Source organism: Brachybacterium phenoliresistens (genome assembly GCF_039530785.1).
Lineage (GTDB): Bacteria > Actinomycetota > Actinomycetes > Actinomycetales > Dermabacteraceae > Brachybacterium > Brachybacterium phenoliresistens.
In genome coordinates this window covers 211,092-229,853 of sequence record NZ_BAAAOW010000003.1, presented here as the reverse complement: position 1 = coordinate 229,853, position 18,762 = coordinate 211,092, and the positions used below count along the sequence as shown (strand labels likewise).

Sequence of the window (18,762 nt, the reverse complement as noted above, 5' to 3'; positions counted from 1 at the left end):
CCGTGCATGCTGGGGCCGGTTCCGTCGCGCAGAGAACCGGCGAAGATCCCCCCGATCTATTGTGAAGAAGTGACAAGCATCGACCGTATTGCGAGAATGTCTTGGGCTGCACATATCTCTCCTTGCGGGAATGTGCAGTCGGTGCAGTCGAGGCGTGCAGGAGAACGCCGCCCCCGGCGCCATCGGCCGTACCGAGGTCAGGGAGAGGAGCCCCGCCGGGGGGACCGGTGTACCGCGCAGGGCCCCGCGCCGCGGGCGGTCGCCGGGTCGCCGTCCCGGGTCCGCCCCAGGAGCGCAGGGCACAATGGCCGGGTGACCTCCTCGAAACCGGCGCCCGAACCGTCCGCCTCCGCCACCGCGTACCGCCGCGCGCTGGGAGGGCTGACGATCAGCCTTCTCGCCTCCTGGGTGCTGATGATGTCCCCGCTGCCGTACGCGCTGCTGGCCGGGGTGACCGGGCTCGTGGCCGGGGTCTTCCTCGTGCTGGTGGCGATCCGCGGCTGGCGCGAGGGCCGCCGCACGACCGCTGTGATCGCTCTGGTCTTCGGCCTGCCCGCCGTCGGCATGATGCTGCTGTCGTCGCTGACCAGCGCGATCTTCTACCAGCCGATGGTCGAGATGCAGGAGTGCCGCCAGAGCGCGATCACCGAGCAGGCGCGCGCGGAGTGCGAGCAGCAGGCGCAGCAGTCGGTCTCGGGCTGGATCGGACGCCTCGTCGGCGGCTGAGCCCTCTGCGCGCGGTCGTGGGCCGAGTCCACGACGCGACCTTCCGCACGGAGGCGTCCACGCCTCGGCGCCGCAGCATCCACGCCTCGGGACGGGCCCGCCCGCCCATCGGCCATCCGGGCCCGGTGACCGGGCCCTGGATTACTGTGGAGAGCGTGGCACCTGTACCCGTCGTCGTCCTCATCTCCGGAACCGGCAGCAACCTCGCTGCCCTGCTGGAGGCGTCCCGCACGGGCGACAGCAGCTTCGAGATCGTCGGCGTGATCGCCGACAGGGAGGCGGCGGGCCTCGCGCACGCGACCTCCGCCGGCATCCCCGCCGAGATCGTCCGGCTCGGCGACTTCCCCGACCGGGAGGCCTGGGATGGAGCTCTCGCCGCGGCGATCTCCCGGTACGCGCCGCAGCTGGTGGTGCTCGCCGGGTTCATGAAGCTGCTGGGCCCCGCCGTGCTCGAGGCGCACCCCGGCCGCATCATCAACACCCACCCCGCGCTGCTGCCGTCCTTCCCCGGGGCCCATGGCGTGCGCGACGCCCTCGCCTACGGCGTGAAGGTGACCGGGGCCTCCGTGATCGAGGTCGACGCCGGCGTCGACACCGGCCGGATCCTGGCGCAGGCCGCGCTCGAGGTGCTGCCCGAGGACGACGAGGCCTCCCTCCACGAGCGCATCAAGGTGCTCGAGCGCCGCATGCTCGTCGACGTCGTCGCCGATCTCACCCGGCCCCGCTGACCGATCCCGCCGCACCGCCCGCCCGTGCCGACCGACCCGCCGAACCGCCTCACCCAAGGAGCATCGTGACCGACAAGCAGCCCATCCGCCGCGCCCTCGTCTCCGTGTACGACAAGACCGGACTGCCCGAGCTGGCCCGCGCGCTGGCCGATGCCGGCGTCGAGATCGTCTCGACCGGCTCCACCGCCGCGACCATCCGCGAGCAGGGGATCGACGTCGTCGACGTCGCCGCCGTGACCGGCTTCCCGGAGATGCTCGACGGGCGCGTGAAGACCCTGCACCCCAAGGTCCACGGCGGCATCCTCGCCGACCGCCGCCTGGAGGACCACGTCGCCCAGCTCGAGCAGCACGGCATCGCGCCCTTCGACCTGGTCGTCGTGAACCTGTACCCCTTCGAGGAGACCGTCGCCGCCGGCGGCACCTTCGCCGAGATCATCGAGAAGATCGACATCGGCGGCCCGTCGATGGTGCGCGGCGCCGCGAAGAACTTCGCCTCCGTCGCCGTGGTGGTCGATCCCGAGGACTACCGCACCGCCGCCGAGGCCGTGGTGGCCGGCGGGTTCAGCCTGGACGAGCGCCAGGAGCTGGCCGCGGTGGCGTTCACCCGCACCGCCGAGTACGACTCCGCGATCAGCGACTGGATGCTCGAGCAGCTCCAGGAGCTCGACCTGCCGGTCGCCGACGCCGAGGACCAGGACGAGGAGGACCTCGACCCGGAGACGTACATCCTGGACATGAGCGACGAGGACGCCGAGTCCGTCGGGCTGCGCAGCCTCCGCTACGGCGAGAACCCCCACCAGCGGGCCCGCGTCGCCGTCTCCGACGAGGACGAGCCCGGCATCGCCGGCGCCGAGCAGCTCGGCGGCAAGGCCATGAGCTACAACAACTACGTCGACGCCGATGCCGCGGTGCGCGCCGCCTACGACCACGAGCTGCCCTGCGTGGCCGTGATCAAGCACAACAACCCCTGCGGCATCGCCGTGGCCCCCGAGGGCGAGGACATCGCCCTGGCCCATGCCCGCGCCCACGGCACCGACCCGGTCTCCGCCTACGGCGGCGTGATCGCCACCAACCGCACCGTCACCCTCGCGATGGCCCAGCAGGTCAAGCCCGTGTTCACCGAGGTCATCCTGGCGCCCGGCTACGAGGATGAGGCGCTCGAGCTGCTGCGCAGCAAGAAGAACCTGCGGATCCTCCGCCTCCAGGGCGCCTACCGCCGCCCCGTCGAGGTCCGCGAGATCTGGGGCGGCAGCCTGATCCAGGACGCCGATGCGATCGACGCCGAGGGCGACGAGCCCGGCGCCTGGACGCTCGCCGCCGGGGAGGCGGCCGATGAGGCCACCCTCGTCGACCTCGCCTTCGCCTGGCGCGCGGTGCGCGCGGTGAAGTCCAACGCGATCCTCCTGGCCAAGGACGGCGCGGCCGTCGGCATCGGCATGGGGCAGGTCAACCGCCTGGACTCCTGCCGCCTGGCCGTCTCGCGCGCGAACTCCCTGGGCGAGCACGCCGAGGGCGAGGAGGCGCCCGAGCGCGCCCGGGGCGCCGTCGCGGCGTCCGATGCGTTCTTCCCCTTCGCCGACGGGGCGCAGATCCTCATCGACGCCGGCGTGCGCGCGATCGTGCAGCCCGGCGGCTCGATCCGCGACGAGGAGGTCATCGAGGCCTGCCGCGCCGCGGGGGTGACGCTGTACCTCACGGGGACGCGCCACTTCGCGCACTGATCCCCGCGGGCGGGGACCTTCGCGGAGTTCACCTCGGCGACATCTCCGCCCCGTAGTCTGACGCCGATGACATGGTCGCGGGCGGTCCGCACAGCGGTCCGCCCGCGACCCGGATGCGAGGAGTGTGCGCAGTGAAGATCCCGGACAACACGAGCCTGCGGGAGTACATCGAGCATCTGCGCGAGGAGGGCTATTCGGTCCAGGACGGCCACACGCCGGACCCCGACCTCATCGACCCGCAGGGCAATCCCGTGTACACCTGGCAGGAGGGGTACCCGTACGACACGCGGATGGACCGCGACGTGTACGAGCTCGAGAAGTACAAGCTCCAGGTCGAGCTGCTGAAGTTCCAGTACTGGCTCGAGGACAACGACCAGAAGGCCATCATCATCTTCGAGGGGCGGGACGCCGCGGGCAAGGGCGGCACCATCAAGCGCTTCACGGAGCACCTGAACCCGCGCACCGCGCGCGTGGTCGCGCTGAACAAGCCCAGCGACCGCGAACGGGGGCAGTGGTACTTCCAGCGCTACGTGCAGCACCTGCCGACGGCGGGGGAGATGGTCCTGTTCGACCGCTCCTGGTACAACCGCGCCGGGGTGGAGCGGGTGATGGGCTTCGCGAGCCCGGAGCAGTACGAGACGTTCATGTCGCAGGTGCCGCACTTCGAGCGCATGCTCGTCGACTCCGGCATCCACGTCACGAAGTTCTGGTTCTCGGTGTCGCAGAAGGAGCAGCGCACGCGCTTCGCGATCCGCCAGCTGGACCCGGTGCGCCGGTGGAAGCTCTCGCCGATGGACCTCGAGTCCCTCGACCGCTGGGAGTCCTACACCGAGGCGAAGGAGGAGATGTTCCGCCGCACGGACAAGAAGTTCTCCCCGTGGACCATCATCCGCTCCAACGACAAGAAGCGCGCCCGCATCAACGCCATGCGCTACTTCCTCTCGCAGTTCGAGTACGAGGACAAGGACCACGAGGTCGTGGGCACCCCGGATCCGCGGCTGGTCATGCGCGGCAAGGCCGAGGAGGCCGACGAGTGAGCGTCCCCTCGGGACGCGCCCGCTGAGACGGGCAGACAGGACGGGGCGGGACCGATCGCGGTCCCGCCCCGTCCTGTCTGCGGGTGCTCTCCGGGCCCGGGCCCCGGCCGCCCCGTTCCGGGCGCGGCCCGGGCACGATCGCCCGGCCCGGGCGCAGCAGGCTCAGCCCTCGCCGTCCTCGGCGCCGCCGGACGTGTCGCCGGCCGTGTCGCCGGACTCGCCCCCGCCGTCGGAGGGATCCGGCTCGACCTTCGGGGTGCGCTCCTCGGTCTCGGCGTCGACCAGCCCCGCCATGTAGTGCTTCCCGGCGAACATCTGGTTCTGGCCGAGCTCCGCGCAGGTCAGCGTGGTGATGCCGCGCTCGGTGAACCAGTCGAGGATCTCCGGGACCGCGTCGACCGAGGCCTGGTGGATCTCGTGCATGAGGATGATCGAGCCGCGCCGCGTCCCGCTGACCACGGCGTCGATGTTCTTCTGCCGGTTCTTCGTCTGCCAGTCCAGGGTGTCCACGTCCCAGATGTGCACGCTCTCGCCCTCGACGCCGCAGGCGCGGTCGGTCTCGGTGTTCCGGGCCCCGTAGGGCGGCCGCATGACGTAGGGCTTGCGGCCGGTGGCCTCGGCGATCTTCTCGGCGGGACGGCTCAGCTGCCCGGCGAGCTTCTCCGCGCCCAGACGCGTCAGCTGCGGGTGCGACCAGGAGTGGGAGCCGATCTCGTAGCCGTCGGCCGAGGTCTGGGTGACCAGGTCCGGCCAATCGGCGACGGACTGGCCGATCATGAAGAACGTCGCCGCATGCTTCGCGGACAGCAGCGCCTCCCGCAGCGTCTCGTTGAGATCCGGGGCGGGACCGTCGTCGAAGGTCAGGGCGACCGCGTCGAGGCGGCCCGCATCGGGGGCGACGGCGGTCGAGGGGCGCACCCCCGGGCCGCTGAGCGGGGCGAGCTGGGTGACGGGACCGGCCCCGTCGCTCTCGCGCGCAGGCTGGGCCTCGGTGACGACGTCGGGAAGGTCCCAGTACTTCGAGCCCTTGACCTCGTCGCCGCCGGGCACGGAGACGGCGGCAGGGTCGAAGTCGGCAGGGGAGGCGACGACCTGGGCGACGGCCAGGCCGACCTCCGACCACAGCGGCTCCGCGCTCGCGGCCGGCAGCGTGAGCAGCGCCTCCTGCCGGGTGCCGCCGACGCTCGCGGCGGGGAACAGCACGTGCAGCGAGCCGTCCGCGGCCGGCAGCAGGGAGGGCCCGTTGCCCCAGGGGCGCGGCTGCTGCTGGAGCTGCTCGGCGAGGGGATCGGCGTCGAGTCCGGCCTCCGCTCCCGCCTGCGCGACGAGCTGGGTGAAGGCGTGCCACTGCGCGTACTCGATCAGGGCGGGGGAGGCGAGGGCGCGGTCGCCCTCGGCGCGGTACCAGACCAGGGCGGTCGAGGAGCCGGCCCCATCGGTGACGTCCAGCAGCACGCCGAGGATCCCGGGGCCCGCCGCCACGACGCGCCCGGCGACGCTCAGCGCGGCGGGATCGCCGGCGTACAGCGCCTCGCGAAGGAGCTTGTTGATGCAGATGTCCACGGCCTCGTTCAGCCCGCGGGCCCCCGGGGCCAGCGGCACGACGATGTCGCGCTGCAGCACGCCGTTGAGGTCCAGCGTGGCGGCCTCGGGCACGTGGGCGGCCTGGTCCGGCAGCTCGGCGACGAGGGCGCGCAGGTCACCGGCCGGGTCCGGCGGGGGCGGGGTGGTGGGGTCGCCCTCTCCGCCGCCGTCGCTGGGGCCGCCGCCGGAGCCGCCCAGCAGCCCGCCGAGCCCCAGATCATGGCCGCTGATGAGCGCGCCGGCCCCGACGGCCCCGGCCGCCCCGGCGACGACCAGCGCTCCGGTCGCTCCGATCACGAGTCCCCGCCGCGACGGGCCCCTCTCGTGACGGCCTCCCCCTGCGTTCTGCTCCACGAATCGTCCCCTTCTCTCCCGGCATCGACATCCGGCGAGCGCCACGCTACTCCTGCGCGCGGGCCGGGGCACGGGGCGCCACGCCTGGGGATGCCGGAGGACGGGCCGGGGGAGGCCCGGGGCGCCGCCTCAGACGGTGGACCCCGGATCGTCGATCGTGAGATGCGCCATCTCCCCGGACTCCGTGGCGGGATCGTGGACCACGGGGATGGTCCCGGTGGGGGTGGCCCGGTGCGGGGTGGTCATCGACTCCGGGGACAGCAGGGTGCGCAGGTGCGCCTCGTCCAGCAGGCCGGCCTCGAGGACGAGGTCCGCCACGGGGCGTCCCGTCTCCAGGGCCGCGCGGGCGATCTCGGTCGCCGAGGCGTAGCCGATCACCGGAACCAGGGCGGTGACCAGGCCGATGGAGCTGCGCACGTAGCCGTCCAGCACCTCGCGGTTGGCGGTGATGCCGCGGATGCAGCGCTCGGCGAGGGTCGTCATCGCCGCGGTCATCACCTGGGTGGACTCGAGGATGTTGAAGCAGATCACCGGTTCGAAGGCGTTCAGCTGCAGCTGACCGGCCTCGGCCGCGAAGGTCACCGTGAGGTCGTTGCCGATCACCTCGAAGGCGACCTGGTTGACGACCTCCGGGATGACGGGGTTGACCTTGCCGGGCATGATCGAGCTGCCCGGCTGGACGGCCGGCAGGGTGATCTCCGCCAGGCCCGCGCGCGGTCCAGAGGACAGCAGGCGCAGGTCGTTGCAGATCTTGGAGATCTTCACGGCGATGCGCTTGAGCACCCCGGAGAAGGTCACGAAGGCGCCGGTGTCGCTGGTCGCCTCCACGAGGTCGGCCGAGACGACGAACGGCATGCCGGTGATGCGGGAGAGCTCGGCCGTGGCCATCTGGGCGTAGCGCGGATCGGCGGTGATCCCGGTGCCGATGGCGGTGGCGCCCAGGTTGATCTCCCGGAACAGCTGGGCGGTGCGGGTCAGGCGCTCGACGTCCTCGGCGATGGTGGTGGCCCAGGCCGCGAACTCCTGGCCCAGGGTCATCGGCACCGCGTCCTGCATCTGCGTGCGGCCCATCTTCAGCACGTCCGAGAACTCGGCGGACTTCTCCCGCAGCGCGAGGATGAGGGTGTCCATCGCCTCGGCCAGCGCCGGGAAGGACAGCATCATGGCCAGGCGCACGGCGGTCGGGTAGACGTCGTTGGTGGACTGGCCGAGGTTGACGTGGTTGTTGGGGTGGAGGTGCTCGTAGCGGCCCTTCTCGTGGCCCAGGATCTCCAGCGCCCGGTTCGCGATCACCTCGTTCGCGTTCATGTTGGTGCTCGTCCCGGCGCCGCCCTGGATCATGTCGACCACGAAGTGCTCGTGCAGGGCGCCGCCGGCGATCTCGACGCAGGCCTGCTCGATGGCGTGGGCGCGCTCGGCGTCCAGCGCGCCCAGGCGCCGGTTGGCGATGGCCGCGGCCTGCTTGACGTGCGCCAGCGCCTCGATGAGCCGGGGGAAGTGGGAGAGGGGGACCCCCGAGATGTGGAAGTTCTCCTGGGCTCGGAGGGTCTGGATGCCGAAGTAGGCATCGGCGGGGACGTCGCGGTCGCCGAGCAGATCGTGCTCGGAGCGGACGGCGGCGACGGGAGACGAGGGGGTGCTCATCGTGAAGGGCTCCTGGTGGGGATTGTCGACGACGCTGGTGACAGCGGTCAGCCTAGTGCGTCGTCGCCCCGCGCCGGGACGGTGCCGGGCGCGCCCGGCCGCGGGCCGTAGGGTGTCCCCGTGGCTGCCGAGCGATCCCCCTTCACCCTGCGCGCCGCCCTGCGCCGGCAGGCGGTCCTGGTGCTCGCCCTGTGCGTGCTCGTCGCGGCCGTGGTCCTGGGCCTGATGGGGCGGGCGCCGACGGCAGGGCTGCTGCTGGCCGGACTGCTCGGGGCGCTGGCCCTGCTGCGTGCGCTGCTGCCGACCACGGCGATGGGGGCCGTGGCCGTGCGCGGCCGGGCGACGGACGTCGCCGTCCTCGCCGTGCTCGCGATCGGCCTCGCGGCGCTCTCGGGGGCTCCCAACCTCTGATCGGCCGATGCCCGCAACCTGATCGGCCGATGGCCCCCGCCTCTGATCGGCCGATGCCCCCGGCCCGGCCGTGCCGGGCCGAGGGGCATCCCGGATCTCAGCGGGCCGCGGTCTCCGACGGGGCCGAGGTGTCCTCCCAGACCAGCTGGACGTGCCCGTCCTCGAGCCCGTAGACGCCGCCGGCGACGACGATCTCGCCCGCCTCGCGCGCCTCGCGCACGAGCGAGGACTTCTCCAGCAGGTCCTCGATGGTGCCGCGGACGTGGCGGGTCACCGCGTCCTGGCGCGGGCTGCTCGGGTCCAGGTGCTCCTGGACCAGCTCGACCAGCAGCGGCATCTCGCCGGGCAGCGTGGTGCCCTCCTCGAGGAACTGCACCGTCCCGGCCACCGCGCCGCAGGACTCGTGCCCCAGCACGAAGACGACGCCGACGCCCAGCTGGGAGACGGCGAACTCGACCGAGGCCTGGGTGGAGCGGCCCAGCACGTGCCCGGCGTTGCGGACCACGAAGAGGTCGCCGAAGCCCTGGTCGAACAGCAGCTCGACGCTCACGCGCGAATCGGAGCAGCCGACCACGACGGCGAAGGGGCTCTGGCCCTCGCGCAGGCGCGTGCGATGCTCCGCCGAGACGTTCGGGTACTGCGGCTGCGAGGTGGTGAAGCGGGCGTTGCCCTCCAGCAGGCGGGCGAGGGCCTCGCGGGGCGTGGGCGATGCGGGGTGGGACATGTTCTGCGAATCCTCCAGGTCTCGACCGGAATCGGGTTCTCGGCGGGTCGTCGCAGCGCGCGGACGCGATGCCCGGCAGGTTCGCGACGGCCGATCCAGTGTGACACGATTCCAGCCGTGTCCACCGACATCGCCCGCCTGCACGCCGTCTTCGACCTCGCGATGAGGATCGGAGAGGGCATGCTGACCAACGGCGCGGCGGCCTCCGAGGTCACCGCGCAGGTGCTGCGCATCACGAGCTCCGCCGGCCTGCGCAGCGTCGCGGTGCAGGTCACCTTCGACGAGGTCTCGATCTCGTACCTCCCCGACGACGTGTCCACGCCGTTCACGAGGATCCGTGCCGCCGGCACCCGCGTGCAGGACTTCGCCCGCCTGACCGCTTTCGAGGAGGTCACCGAGGGGTACATCTCCGGCGAGGTGGCCCTGGAGGAGGCCCGCGCCCGGGCGGCCGCCATCGGCCAGGAGAAGCCGCACTACTCCTTCGCGCTGGTGGTCGCCGGCTTCGCGGTGATGGGCGGGGGAGCGGCCCTCAGCTTCGGGGCCGACACCCTCGTGATCCTCGCCGCGACGCTCGCCGCCGGGCTGCTCACCGTGATCGGCGACCGGCTCGCACGGATGCGGCTGCCGCTGTTCTACGGCCAGGCCGTCGGCGGCTTCGCCGGCGTGCTCGTGGCCACCGCCGTGTCCTTCGTGCACCCCGGGGTGAACTCCTCGATCGTCGTCGTCGCCTGCATCATCGTGCTGCTGGCGGGGCTGACGTCGATCGGCGCCATGCAGGACGCGGTGACCGGCTGGTACGTGACCGCCTCGGCCAGGATCCTCGAGACGATCATGCTCACCGTCGGCGTCGTCGCCGGGGTGCGCGGAGGCATGCTCCTGGCCGACCGGGTCGGCGCGGACATCTCGATCACCGGGTCGCTGCCGGTCACCCTCGGCTCGGCGCTCATGCTCACCGTCTCCGGGGCCGTGATGGGGCTCGGGTACGGCGTGGGCACCCATGTGCCGGTGCGCTGCCTGGCGTGGATCGCGGGCGTGGCGGCGGCCTCCGCCGTGATCGCCCACTCCCTCGCGGGCCTGGACATGGATCGCGTCTGGGCCGTGGCCGCCGCCTCCCTGTTCGTGGGCCTGATCGCCGTGGTCCTCGCCCGGCGCCTGCGCGCGCCCGCGCTGCTGTTCGTCATGGCCGGGGTGATCCCGCTGGTGCCCGGCAGCCGCATCTACCGCGGTCTGCTCGGGCTCGGGGACGACGTCGTCGCCGGCGCCCTGGAGCTGTTCGGGGCGGCGGAGATCGCCATCGCCATCGCCGGCGGCGCGGTGCTCGGGCAGCTGCTGGCGGCCCGCCTGTTCGTCGCGCGGACCCGCACCGCGGTGTCCTTCACCCCGGTGATCTCCGCGCCGTTCACGACGCTGCGCCGGCGCCGGCTGTCCATCGGCCCCCGCCGCCACCGGCGCCGCGGCGTCACCGAGCCGATCGTCCAGCCCTCCACCATGACCGGGGAGATGGCCAGCCTCCCGCCGGAGATCGCCGACGCCCTCGACCTCGAGGCGCCCGAGCACGCCGTACCGACCCAGTCCGGCGGGACGGACGCGCGCGCGCACGGGCGCCCGGGAGATACTGGGTCCCGCCCTGGACCCGCCTGACGTCCCGGAAGGACGACGATGACCCACGACGCCGTGACCACCCCCGCCCCGGACGCCCCCTCGGGAGCCGCCGCCCTGCTGTCCGCGGCGCCCGAGCGCGCCGCCGCCGTGCGGCGCGTGCGCGAGCTGTTCGAGGAGACCTTCGGCGCCGCCCCCGAGGGCGTGTTCTCCGCCCCGGGGCGCGTGAACATCATCGGCGAGCACGTCGACTACCAGGACGGCCTCTGCCTGCCGATGGCGATCCCGCACCGCTGCTTCGTCGCCGCCTCGCGCACCGACACCGGCATCCTGCGCCTGCGCTCGGCGCAGGCCGAGGGGACCGAGGAGATCGCCGTCGCGGACCTCGACCCCTCCGCCGCCGGAGGCTGGACCGCATACGTCGCCGGGGTGGTCTGGGCGCTCGGGGACGTCATCGCCCGCACCGACGGCGCCCGCGGGGCGGGACTGGACATCGTCGTGGACGGCTACGTCCCCCTCGGGGCGGGACTGTCGAGCTCCGCCTCCCTCGAGTGCGCCGTGGCGCAGGCGGTCGACTCCCTGCTGGGGCTCGGCACGACCCCGCTGGAGCGCGTGCAGGCCTCGATCCGCGCCGAGACGGAGTTCGCCGGCGCCTCCACCGGAGGGCTCGACCAGTCCGCCTCGGTGCTGTGCGAGGAGGGGCATGCGCTGCTGCTGGACTGCCGCGACGTCTCCACCCGGCCGGTCCCGTGGGACCTCGCCGGCCAGGGTCTCGCCCTGCTCATCACGGACACCCGCGCCGAGCACTCCCATGTCGACGGGGAGTACGTCGCCCGGCGCCGCGACAGCGAGACCGCCGCGCGCCTGCTCGAGGTGCCGACCCTGCGGGACGTGGACGCGGCCGGTCTGGAGGACCACCTCGCCCGGATCGAGGACCCGGTGATCCGCCGCCGCGCCCGCCACGTCATCACCGAGATCGAGCGGGTGCGGGAGTTCGACCGGGTGCTGGCCTCCGGGTCCGTGCGCGAGAACGTCGTCGAGCTCGGCGCGCTGCTGAACGCCTCCCACGACTCCCTGCGCGAGGACTACGAGGTCACCGTGCCCCAGCTCGACGTCGCCGTGGACGCCGCCCGCGCCGCCGGAGCCCACGGGGCTCGCATGACCGGCGGCGGATTCGGCGGCTCGACCATCGCCCTGGTCGAGGCCGATGCGGCGGAGGCCGTCGCCGCCGCGATCGCCGCGGCCTTCGCCGAGCACGGCTTCACGGCCCCGGTGTTCTTCCTGGCCCTGCCCTCGGCGGGGGCGGGCATCGACGCCTGAGGCCGACGGCTGAGGCGCGGGGGCCGAGGCCGACGCCTGAGGTGCGGGGGCTGAGGCCGACTCCTGAGGGGCGGGGGCCGCTCAGGACGCGAGCCAGGCCTCCACGCCGGCGAGGAGGCGGGCCTTCGTCGCCTCATCGGCCCGGCTGATCCGGATGGAGCTGGCGGCGAGGGCCGCCAGCTCGGCGTCGTCGAAGCCGATCGCCCGCGCCGTGCGGTACTGGTCCAGCAGCCGCGAGCCGAACAGCAGCGGATCGTCCGCGCCGAGCGCGACCTGCGCCCCGGCCTCGACCAGCCGCCGCAGCGGCACGTCCTCGGGGGTGGGGATCACGCCGAGCGAGGCGTTGGAGGCGGGGCACACCTCCAGGCCGATGCCCGCCTCGACCACCTGCTCGAGCACCCTCGGATCCTCCGCGCTGCGCACGCCGTGGCCCAGCCGGTCCGGGCGCAGATGCGTGATCGCCTCGGCCACGTGCGCGGGGCCGAGCAGCTCCCCGCCGTGGGGGAAGGAGGCCAGGCCGCCGTCGCGGGCGATCCGGAAGGCGGGCCCGAAGTCGGCGGTGCTGCCGCGGCGCTCGTCGTTGGACAGGCCGAAGCCCACCACCGGCCCGGCATGGCGCACGGCCAGACGGGCCAGGGCCCGGGCGTCCAGCGGATGGCGGGTGCGGGAGGCCGCGACGATGATGCCGATGCTGACCCCGGTCGCGGCCTCCGCCGCGGCCGCCTCGTCCAGGACGATCTCGAGCGCCGGGGTGATCCCGCCGACGTGCGGGGCGTAGCTGGTCGGGTCGACCTGCAGCTCGAGACGGCCCGAGCCCTCGGCGGCGTCGTCCTCGGCCGCCTCGCGCACGATCCGGCGCATCGCCTCCTCGGAGTCCACGACCTGGCGCGCCGTGTCGTACTGGCGCTGGAAGCGGAACCAGCCCCGGTGCGTGGGCTCGACGTGCAGGGCCCTGTCGTCCACGAGGCTCTCCGGCAGCCGCAGCCGGCGGGCGGCGGCGAGCTCGCGCAGCGTCGCGATGCGCATCGACCCCGTGAAATGCAGGTGCAGATGCGCCTTCGGGAGCGCGGCCAGATCCCGCCCGCCGTCGCGCCGGCCCGCATCCGGCGCCGCGACGTCCTGCGGGCGGTCGCCCGCAGGCACGGCGCCCGTAGGCACGGCGCCCGCGGGGACGGCGGGCGCGCCCGAGGGGCCGGGACCGGTCACTCGGCCAGCAGGGCCGCCAGGCGGTCGATGCCCTCGACGAGGTCCGCGTCGGCCAGGGCGTAGGAGAAGCGCAGGTGCCCGGGAGCGCCGAAGGCCTCGCCCGGGACCGCGGCGACCTCGGCATGCTCGAGGACGGCCGCCGCCAGGTCGACGGAGGTCTCCACGCGCGTGCCGCGGATCTCCCGGCCCAGCACCCCGTTCACATCCGGGAAGGCGTAGAAGGCGCCCGTCGGGGTGGGGACCGTGAACCCGTCGATCGCGGAGAGCTTCTCGACGATCAGGCGGCGACGACGGTCGAAGGCCTCGCGCATCTCGTCGACCGTGTCCATCGGGCCGGTCAGGGCCGCGAGCGCGGCGCGCTGGGTGACGTTGGCGACGTTCGAGGTCAGGTGCGACTGCAGGTTCCCGGCCGCGGAGACGACGTCCTTCGGGCCGATCATCCAGCCGACCCGCCAGCCCGTCATCGCGAAGGTCTTGGCGACGCCGTTGAGCAGCACCGTGGTGTCCGCGAGCTCCGGCACCACGGAGAGGATCGAGGTGAAGGGGACGCCGTCGTAGGTGAGGTGCTGGTAGATCTCGTCCGAGATCACCCAGATGCCGTGCTCGAGGGCCCATCGGCCCAGCTCCTCGACCTGGGCGGCGCTCATCACCGAGCCCGTCGGGTTCGAGGGCGAGCACAGCAGGATCGCCTTCGTGCGATCGGTGCGGGCGGCCTCGAGCTGGTCCAGGGTGGGCAGGTAGTCCTGGTCCGCGCCGGCGAGCACGGGCACCTCGATCGCGCCGGTCAGACGGATCGCCTCGGGGTAGGTGGTCCAGTAGGGCGCCGGCAGGATGACCTCGTCGCCCGGGTCCAGCAGCGTCGCGAAGGTCTGGTAGACGGCCTGCTTCCCGCCGTTGGTGACGAGGATCTGCGAGACCTCGGGGGTGTACCCGTCCATCCGCGCGGTGGCCTCCGCGATCGCGGAGCGCAGCTCGGGCAGGCCCGCCGCAGGGCTGTAGCGATGGTTGCGGGGGTCGGCCGCCGCCTCCTGCGCCGCGGCGACGATGTGAGCGGGGGTGGGGAAGTCCGGCTCGCCGGCGCCGAAGCCGATCACCGGGCGGCCGGCGGCCTTGAGCGCCTTGGCCTTCGCATCGACCGCGAGCGTCGCGGACTCGGAGATCGAGCCCACGCGGCGGGACACGCGGGCGGCGGCGGGGGAGCTGGCGGATGCGTCGTTGTCGGTCACGAGGACTATCGTCGCAGAGGACAGGGTCCCGTGCCAGGCGTTCCACGCCGGCGCCGACCGGCCTCCCGGGCGCCGCGCCGCCCGGCGTCGGATGTGATGTGCGCCGTGATCCGGGGCCGGGTGATTCGCGCACCCGGCCGGGCATGGGTATGCTGGTCGTCGGCCCAGCGCGGGTCGGGAGCCTCGGAGACGGGGACCCCGGGACGCCTGGACCGTGCCGGACTCCGGTCCGGCGTAGGGCAGTGGCGCAATTGGTAGCGCAGCGGTCTCCAAAACCGCAGGTTGCAGGTTCGAGCCCTGTCTGCCCTGCTCGTCCGGTCGGGTGGCCCCGTCCGGATGCGGATGACCACGACGAGATCGGACAGTCCACACGTGAGTGCCAGCCAGCAGCATCCTGAGACCGCCGAGCGCGGTCGGGGCGAGGGATCCTCGAATCCCTTCCTGGCGATCGGGCTGTTCATCCGTCAGGTCATCGCCGAGCTCAAGAAGGTCGTCGTCCCGACGCGCAAGGAGCTGGTCGTCTACTCGATCACCGTCCTCTGCTTCGTCTTCGCGATGATCCTTCTGGTCTTCGGCCTCGATTTCGCCTTCGGCTGGCTGGCCCGGTTCACCTTCGTGGTCCCGGATCAGGGACTCTGAGTCCTCCGCCTCCGTGCCGGGCGTGATCGGGCCCGAGGGGGCCGGTTCCGATCCACAGCCGCAAGGAAAGCAGGTTCACGGTGGCGAACGAGCAGTCCACTGACTCCCAGGACTCCTACGACGACGTCGACGACACCCTTGCGTTCTCGTCGTCCGCTCCGGCGGCCGATGAGCAGTCCCTCCTGACGGAGGACCTCGAGACCGAGGCCGGCGCCGAGGCGTCCGCATCGGACGAGGACGAGACGGCCGAGCTCTCCGAGCAGCCCGGAGCCGACGTCGCCGAGGCGCCCGCCGCCGAGGGCTCCGACGCCTCGGAGACCGACGCGCTGCCCGTCGACGAGGCGGACGCCCCCGAGGACGAGGCCGCGGCCGAGGCCCCCGCGGAGCCCGAGCCCGAGGACCCCACCGTCGCGCTGAAGCGCCAGCTGCGCTCCGCGCCGGGCGAGTGGTACGTCGTGCACTCCTACTCCGGCCACGAGAACCGTGTGAAGTCGCAGCTGACGACCCGCATCGAGACCCAGAACATGGAGGAGTTCATCTTCCAGATCGAGGTCCCGATGGAGGATGCCGCGGAGATCAAGAACGGCCAGAAGAAGATCGTCCGCCGCGTGCGGGTGCCCGGGTACGTGCTGGTCCGCATGGACCTGACCGATGAGTCCTGGCGCGTCGTGCGGGACACCCCGGGCGTCACCGGCTTCGTCGGCAACGCGACCGACCCCACCCCGCTGAACTTCGACGAGATCTACTCGCTCCTGGCGCCCTCGGTGGGGCTGCCGGAGAAGAAGCGCTCCTCGTCGGCCGCCGCCGCGAAGAAGGCCGAGCAGAAGATGCCGGCGTTCGAGATCGGCGAGTCCGTGACCGTCATGGACGGTCCGTTCGAGACCATGCCCGCGTCGATCTCCGAGATCGATCCGGTGCACCAGAAGCTCCGGGTCCTCGTGTCCATCTTCGGACGCGAGACCCCGGTGGAGCTGGGCTTCGACCAGGTCGCCAAGATCTGATCGGAGCATCCCGCTCCGGCGCCGCGAGGCGCCACCCGTGGGAGGAGCACTGATGAGCTCCGCCCGAACCACGACACAGTGAGGAAGAGCAATGGCTCCCAAGAAGAAGATCGCGAGCATCATCAAGCTCCAGATCCAGGCCGGCCAGGCCACCCCTGCGCCGCCCGTGGGTCCGGCACTCGGCGCCGCCGGCGTCAACATGATGGAGTTCGTCAAGGCGTACAACGACCGCACTGCGGATCAGCGCGGCAACATCATCCCGGTCGAGATCACCGTGTACGAGGACCGCTCGTTCACGTTCATCACCAAGACCCCGCCGGCCGCTGAGCTCATCAAGAAGGCCGCCGGCCTCCAGAAGGGCTCGGCCACGCCGCACACCGACAAGGTCGGCAAGATCACCCAGGCGCAGGTCCGCGAGATCGCGGAGACCAAGATGCCTGATCTGAACGCGAACGACATGGATGCCGCGGCGAAGATCATCGCCGGCACCGCTCGTTCCATGGGCATCACGGTGGAGGACTGACGACAATGGCATTCCGCAGCAAGGCTTACAAGGACGGCGCCGCCAAGATCGAGGACGGCCGCCTGTACTCCCCGCTCGACGCTCTGCGTCTGGCTCAGAAGACCTCCCCGGCGAAGTTCGACGCGTCCGTCGAGGTCGCGATGCGCCTGGGCGTCGACCCCCGCAAGGCGGACCAGATGGTGCGCGGCACCGTCAACCTGCCCAACGGCACCGGCAAGACGGCCCGCGTGATCGTCTTCGCCGTGGGCGCGCAGGCTGAGGCCGCCCTCGCGGCCGGCGCCGACGAGGTCGGCGACGACGACCTCATCGAGAAGGTCGCCGGCGGCTGGACCGACTTCGACGCGGCCGTGGCCACCCCGAACCTGATGGGCAAGGTCGGCAAGCTCGGCCGAGTCCTCGGTCCGCGCGGCCTCATGCCGAACCCGAAGACCGGCACGGTCACCATGGACGTGACCAAGGCCGTGAACGACATCAAGGGCGGCAAGATCGAGTTCCGCACCGATCGCGCGGCGAACCTCCACTACATCGTCGGCAAGACCTCGTTCACCGACACGCAGCTGGTGGAGAACTACGTCGCGGCGCTCGACGAGATCCTGCGACTGAAGCCGTCCTCCTCCAAGGGCCGCTACATCACCAAGATCACGGTGTCCACCACCATGGGCCCCGGCATCCCCGTCGATGTCAACCGCACCCGCAACCTCACCGAGGACACCGACGAGGCCTGAGCCCCGTCAGCGATCCGGTCCTCGGCCGGTTCCCCGCGCAGCGCCCCGTCCACCCCTGCGGTGGGCGGGGCGCTGCCGTGCGCGGCCCGCCGCCGACCGCCCGGCTGTGACGCATCCCGCGCGATACCGCGTGGACCGGAGGGTGCGCGGACCGGTACTGTGGAACCACCGAAGACCGCCGGTCGTCGCCCTCGCCACCGAGAGCGACCGAAGGATTCCCGTACGGGAGCGCCTGCGCAGGTGACCCAAGGACCCCCGCGGTCCGCTGTGCCCTCCGGGGCACCATGCGGCTGCGATCGGAGCCCAGGCGCCTGCGCGTCTGGGCTCTTTCGTCGTTGTGCATGATTCTGCGCAGGGCTTCTCTCAGCCGGCGACTGAGACCTCTGGAAGGAGGGCCATGGCGAAGCCCGAGAAGGTGGATGCCGTTGCCGAGCTCACGGAACTGTTCCGTGAGTCCGACGCAGCGGTGCTCACCGAGTACCGCGGTCTCTCCGTGCAGCAGCTGAAGACGCTGCGTCGTGCACTGGGAGCCGATACCACCTACGCCGTGGTGAAGAACACGCTCACGGAGATCGCCGCCCGCGAGGCCGGCATCGACGCGTTCGAGGGCAAGCTGGCCGGTCCCACGGCCATCGCCTTCATCAAGGGCGAGCCGGTCACCCCGGCCAAGACCCTGCGTGACTTCGCCAAGGAGAACGACCAGCTCGTCGTCAAGTCCGGGTTCTTCGAGGGCAAGACCCTCACCGAGGACGACGTCAAGAAGCTCGCGGACCTCGAGTCCCGCGAGGTGCTGCTGGCCAAGGCCGCAGGCGCCCTCAAGGCGAACCTGTCCAAGGCCGCCGCCGTGTTCCAGGCGCCGCTGTCGAAGACGGTGCGCACCGTGGACGCGCTGCGCGAGAAGCAGGACGCCTGAGCCTCGGCTCGGACCTCCCGCATCGCACCCACAGCGCGTCAGCGCTGAACTCGGCCCGTCCGCCCCGGCGGAGGGACCGGCAGGACCAGGCGCGCCCGCGCCGCACACAAGCCCCAGGGACATCGGGCCCTGAACAGGAAGGAACGTCATCATGGCGAAGCTCAGCAACGACGAGCTGATCGAGGCTTTCAAGGAGCTCTCCCTCATCGAGCTCTCCGACTTCATCAAGCAGTTCGAGGAGGTCTTCGATGTGACCGCCGCTGCTCCCGTCGCGGTTGCCGCGGCCGGTGCCGCGGGTGGCGGCGACGCCGCTGCCGCCGAGGAGGAGAAGGATGAGTTCGACGTCATCCTCGAGTCCGCCGGCAGCGCCAAGATCGCCGTCATCAAGGAGGTGCGCGCCCTCACCTCCCTCGGTCTGAAGGAGGCCAAGGAGGTCGTGGACGGCGCCCCCAAGGCCGTCGTCGAGAAGGTCTCCAAGGACGCGGCCGAGAAGGCCAAGGAGCAGCTCGAGGGCGCCGGCGCCACCGTCACCATCAAGTGACCCGCCCGCCGCGGCCCCTCGGGTCCGCGGCGTGGGGCGCCTGCGCCCCCGGCTTTCCCGGAGCGATCCGGTGACGGGCCGTCCCGCTTCTGCGGGGCGGCCCGTCCGCATTCCTGGACGAGCCTCCCGGACCTGCGCGA

The 18,762-nt window shown here is 72.3% G+C and carries 18 protein-coding genes and 1 tRNA gene; 14 read left to right on the top strand and 5 right to left on the bottom strand.

The features are described from left to right. Positions 1–312 precede the first annotated feature (312 nt). The 4 genes from ABD234_RS08655 to ppk2 all read left to right on the top strand — a co-directional run bounded on the left by ABD234_RS08655 (position 313) and on the right by ppk2 (position 4,212). A complete protein-coding gene (locus tag ABD234_RS08655) occupies positions 313–726 on the top strand; it encodes a hypothetical protein (protein ID WP_038371295.1) in 414 nt (137 codons plus the stop codon). A 155-nt stretch (positions 727–881) separates the two neighbouring features. Further along, a complete protein-coding gene (purN, locus tag ABD234_RS08650) occupies positions 882–1,454 on the top strand; it encodes a phosphoribosylglycinamide formyltransferase (RefSeq protein ID WP_051486622.1) in 573 nt (190 codons plus the stop codon). A gap of 65 nt (positions 1,455–1,519) precedes the next feature. Then, complete coding sequence (purH, locus tag ABD234_RS08645) at positions 1,520–3,175, top strand: bifunctional phosphoribosylaminoimidazolecarboxamide formyltransferase/IMP cyclohydrolase (protein ID WP_051486606.1); 1,656 nt, start codon at positions 1,520–1,522, stop codon at positions 3,173–3,175. 131 nt (positions 3,176–3,306) lie between these two features. After that, complete coding sequence (ppk2, locus tag ABD234_RS08640; RefSeq protein ID WP_038371298.1) at positions 3,307–4,212, top strand: polyphosphate kinase 2; 906 nt, start codon at positions 3,307–3,309, stop codon at positions 4,210–4,212. A gap of 162 nt (positions 4,213–4,374) precedes the next feature. Here the strand turns inward: ppk2 and ABD234_RS08635 are convergent, their stop codons facing one another. Further along, complete coding sequence (locus ABD234_RS08635) at positions 4,375–6,093, bottom strand: polysaccharide deacetylase family protein (RefSeq protein WP_038371299.1); 1,719 nt, start codon at positions 6,091–6,093, stop codon at positions 4,375–4,377. A gap of 186 nt (positions 6,094–6,279) precedes the next feature. Continuing rightward, complete coding sequence (locus ABD234_RS08630) at positions 6,280–7,794, bottom strand: aspartate ammonia-lyase (RefSeq protein ID WP_084148315.1); 1,515 nt, start codon at positions 7,792–7,794, stop codon at positions 6,280–6,282. A gap of 120 nt (positions 7,795–7,914) precedes the next feature. Here ABD234_RS08630 and ABD234_RS08625 point away from each other — a divergent pair, with 120 nt between their 5' ends. After that, complete coding sequence (locus ABD234_RS08625) at positions 7,915–8,205, top strand: DUF3017 domain-containing protein (RefSeq protein ID WP_038371300.1); 291 nt, start codon at positions 7,915–7,917, stop codon at positions 8,203–8,205. Between the two features lie 97 nt (positions 8,206–8,302). Here the strand turns inward: ABD234_RS08625 and ABD234_RS08620 are convergent, their stop codons facing one another. Then, complete coding sequence (locus tag ABD234_RS08620; protein WP_038371301.1) at positions 8,303–8,929, bottom strand: carbonic anhydrase; 627 nt, start codon at positions 8,927–8,929, stop codon at positions 8,303–8,305. A gap of 117 nt (positions 8,930–9,046) precedes the next feature. On the opposite strand from ABD234_RS08620, the gene ABD234_RS08615 reads away from it, so the two are divergent. Further along, entirely contained in the window at positions 9,047–10,570 is a 1,524-nt protein-coding gene (locus ABD234_RS08615; RefSeq protein WP_084148316.1) for a threonine/serine exporter family protein, read from the top strand. A gap of 18 nt (positions 10,571–10,588) precedes the next feature. Further along, positions 10,589–11,848, top strand: a complete 1,260-nt coding sequence (gene galK / locus ABD234_RS08610; RefSeq protein ID WP_051486607.1) for a galactokinase — start codon at positions 10,589–10,591, stop codon at positions 11,846–11,848. Between the two features lie 81 nt (positions 11,849–11,929). Here galK and ABD234_RS08605 read toward each other — a convergent pair whose 3' ends face one another. Both ABD234_RS08605 and ABD234_RS08600 read right to left on the bottom strand, forming a co-directional pair. Further along, a complete protein-coding gene (locus tag ABD234_RS08605) occupies positions 11,930–12,991 on the bottom strand; it encodes an adenosine deaminase (RefSeq protein WP_051486623.1) in 1,062 nt (353 codons plus the stop codon). A gap of 59 nt (positions 12,992–13,050) precedes the next feature. Next, positions 13,051–14,280, bottom strand: coding sequence for a pyridoxal phosphate-dependent aminotransferase (locus tag ABD234_RS08600; protein ID WP_038371302.1), 1,230 nt, complete (start codon positions 14,278–14,280; stop codon positions 13,051–13,053). Positions 14,281–14,516: 236 nt separating this feature from the next. On the opposite strand from ABD234_RS08600, the gene ABD234_RS08595 reads away from it, so the two are divergent. The 7 genes from ABD234_RS08595 to rplL all read left to right on the top strand — a co-directional run bounded on the left by ABD234_RS08595 (position 14,517) and on the right by rplL (position 18,622). After that, positions 14,517–14,589: transfer RNA gene (locus tag ABD234_RS08595), tRNA-Trp, on the top strand. A gap of 63 nt (positions 14,590–14,652) precedes the next feature. Next, the gene (gene secE / locus ABD234_RS08590; RefSeq protein WP_038371304.1) at positions 14,653–14,919 is read left to right on the top strand and encodes a preprotein translocase subunit SecE; all 267 of its coding nucleotides are present in this window, start codon (positions 14,653–14,655) and stop codon (positions 14,917–14,919) included. 80 nt (positions 14,920–14,999) lie between these two features. Next, positions 15,000–15,920, top strand: a complete 921-nt coding sequence (gene nusG / locus ABD234_RS08585; RefSeq protein ID WP_038371305.1) for a transcription termination/antitermination protein NusG — start codon at positions 15,000–15,002, stop codon at positions 15,918–15,920. Between the two features lie 91 nt (positions 15,921–16,011). After that, positions 16,012–16,443 carry a 50S ribosomal protein L11 gene (gene rplK, locus ABD234_RS08580; protein WP_038371306.1) on the top strand — a complete coding sequence of 144 codons (432 nt, stop codon included), beginning with the start codon at positions 16,012–16,014 and terminating at the stop codon, positions 16,441–16,443. 5 nt (positions 16,444–16,448) lie between these two features. Further along, entirely contained in the window at positions 16,449–17,168 is a 720-nt protein-coding gene (rplA, locus tag ABD234_RS08575) for a 50S ribosomal protein L1 (protein ID WP_038371307.1), read from the top strand. Positions 17,169–17,565: 397 nt separating this feature from the next. After that, a complete protein-coding gene (rplJ, locus tag ABD234_RS08570; protein ID WP_038371308.1) occupies positions 17,566–18,081 on the top strand; it encodes a 50S ribosomal protein L10 in 516 nt (171 codons plus the stop codon). Between the two features lie 151 nt (positions 18,082–18,232). Further along, complete coding sequence (gene rplL, locus ABD234_RS08565; RefSeq protein ID WP_038371310.1) at positions 18,233–18,622, top strand: 50S ribosomal protein L7/L12; 390 nt, start codon at positions 18,233–18,235, stop codon at positions 18,620–18,622. The last annotated feature ends 140 nt before the right edge of the window (positions 18,623–18,762 follow it).